2 protein-coding genes and 1 pseudogene are annotated in these 2,467 nt (G+C 56.6%); 1 reads left to right on the plus strand and 2 read right to left on the minus strand.

Going from position 1 to position 2,467, the window contains the following annotated elements; genetic code table 11:
* Positions 1-76: 76 nt before the first annotated feature.
* Positions 77-815: pseudogene (locus ACQ7C1_RS31610) on the plus strand (hypothetical protein).
* A 99-nt stretch (positions 816-914) separates the two neighbouring features.
* Here the strand turns inward: ACQ7C1_RS31610 and ACQ7C1_RS31615 are convergent.
* Positions 915-1,907 carry an IS30 family transposase gene (locus tag ACQ7C1_RS31615; RefSeq protein WP_430961203.1) on the minus strand — a complete coding sequence of 331 codons (993 nt, stop codon included), beginning with the start codon at positions 1,905-1,907 and terminating at the stop codon, positions 915-917.
* A gap of 65 nt (positions 1,908-1,972) precedes the next feature.
* Complete coding sequence (locus ACQ7C1_RS31620; protein ID WP_430961204.1) at positions 1,973-2,200, minus strand: hypothetical protein; 228 nt, start codon at positions 2,198-2,200, stop codon at positions 1,973-1,975.
* Between the last annotated feature and the right edge of the window lie 267 nt (positions 2,201-2,467).

A 2,467-nucleotide genomic window follows, 5' to 3' on the forward strand; every position in this document is an offset into this window, starting at 1 on the left:
CTCACTAGCAATTGTTCTTTTACCGCTCGATACTCGCTGGGACTTGCATTGCGCAGTTGGGGATCAAAGCCGCACGATGCTTCCGGAAATCAACCTGCAAGGTGACGTCGACATCGCCGCGCTGTCACCACTTCTTCGCGGCATGCTTCTTTCGGTTGCCTATGCTGACGGTGAGGGTGGCATAGGATTGACGGCGACCGGCGCCATGAACCGCAAGTTCGTGCATTGGGCCGCTGTGCACTTCCTCTGGCCAGGATTCACAGCCGAGGACCTCTACAGCATGAACAAGGTGCTCAATGAAAGCGACATGCCGCCGCTTTGGGTCGTGTGCGATATGGCCCGTCATCTGAAGCTTCTTCGCCGGAAAAAGGATGTGCTGCTGCCAACCAGACGCGGCCGGGAGTTTTTGGTGAACCCGCAAGCCTTCTTCGATCTGGTCGCCACGGATTATCTCTATTCCTATGTCCACGCCACCGAGCGGGAAGAGGAGGTCCGAGCGCGGTTACGCTGGTGGCGCATGTTCCTCAATCTTCTCAATATCAAGGCCAGAGAAGGTTGCACGCCAATGGACGTTGTGAAAATCCTCTATCCAGACCTGGCGCCTTTGTCGGACACCGAAATGACCATAGAAGCCTGGGAGTTGAAATCCGATCTTCAGTATGGCGTCTTCCAACGCTTATGCTGGCTCGGCTTGCTCTACGAGGCACGAGAGGGGCTCACTCTTCTGCAGGATGGATCCTTCCACAAGAACGCCACTTTGGGCAGCTTGCCTGCAGTTGGAATCGGATACGCAAAGCGATATCGGCGTGCATTGACGATCTCTATTCTGCCGCTGGCTGCCTAATAACACTTTCTCTCGCCGCGCAATCACCGCAGGATCATTCATGAAATCCGTCCTCCGCCCCGGCTTGCCGTCATTTGTTCACTTCACGCCTGAACACTTCAGCTGGGGTGCGGAACCCAAGGCATTTTCTCGGCGTACTGTTCAACCGATCGATCAGTGATCGTATCGATTCATCAGGAACGGACAGGACAGCAGTATCCCTCGGCAGGTAACGCCGAATCCGCCGATTCATGTTCTCAACGGAGCCTTTTTGCCAGGGCGCAGACGGATCGCAGAACCATGCATCGGTTCCCATTCCTTGCTTCAGTCGCCGCCAGGAGACGAATTCAAATCCGCGATCAAACGTCAAACTTTGCCGGGCATGCCTGGGCAGGGGGCTGAGCACGTTGATGAGCCGCTCCATGATCGGCTTGGACTGGTCGTTGTTCTTGAACAGCATGGTGAACCGGCTCATCCGCTCGACAACCGTTGCCACATTGGCATTGCCCTGAACCCTTTCGAAGATCATCAGATCGGCTTCCCAGTGACCGAATTCCTTGCGATCGTTGATGGCTTCCGGCCGATGTTTGATCGAACGCTCATCTGGAAAGACCGGGTTCTGCGGTTTGCGAGCATATCTCGGCCGGCGCTTTCTCCGCCGTTCCGGAAGAAGCCGCGCCAGTTGCTGCCGTTGTCCTTCCGGTGAATAGACATATCGGTAGATCGTCTCGTGACAGACGCTTGCCTTGGCCGCTGGTTCGATCTTCAGTCGTCCAGCAATCTGTTCCGGCGACCAGCCGGATTCCAACTTTCCGATCACTTCGTTCCGCAGATCCTCGCGACGAAAGAGCTTGCCGATCCGCCGGCGCCTGTCGCGCGCCATGTCGTTGGCGGTCATCGCCCAGTAGCCCTCGGCATCGGGGAATTCCTGATCGTGCCAGTAGTTGCGTTTGATCTCCCGGGAGATGGTCGCGCGGTCCCGGCCGAGGCGTCTGGCGATCTCAGACCGGCTAAACTTCTGATCCAACATCCTGGAAATCGATCGGCGTTCGTCAAAACTCAAATGCGAAAAGGTACGGATCAAACCATGGCTCCCGAAAAGCAGGCAGCTTAGCGCCTTTGTTGCAGTTCGAGATAGAATGTGCCCCGCTATGTTATAACATCTGGCATAAGCTGAATTATGGGACAACCAGGCGGCTGGAAAACGGAAACGGGAGGGCCGGCAAACGGTTTCGCCCCGGTCGCGTCAGTGATGAGATCGTCGACCAGCGTGGAGCGTGCGAAGCCGGGGGCGGCGACCTGCTGTTGGATGTCAGCAATGAGTTTGGAAATGCGGACGCCTTCATTCGCCAGCCAGTGCACTTTCTCGACGGTCATTTTAGCAACGCGTTGGTTTTGTTGGTCAGCACCCAGTGTTCCTCGCCGTCGACCATCCGGCGACCGGAACACCCGCATGATGCAAGCACACCACCTGCTAGGCATCCGTGAATGCGGCCGCACCGGACGACCCACTGGCGGTATCGGAATAGTACCAAGGGAAATTGTCGCGTTCCGGATCCGCATCGTCCCCGCATTTGACGAACTTGTTCTCCCTGACCTGCCACTGAATTTTCATCCGGCTGCGATTAGAGCCTCGGCGGTTTT

The organism is Rhizobium sp. Nf11,1 (assembly GCF_050587665.1).
Classification (GTDB): Bacteria; Pseudomonadota; Alphaproteobacteria; order Rhizobiales; family Rhizobiaceae; genus Rhizobium.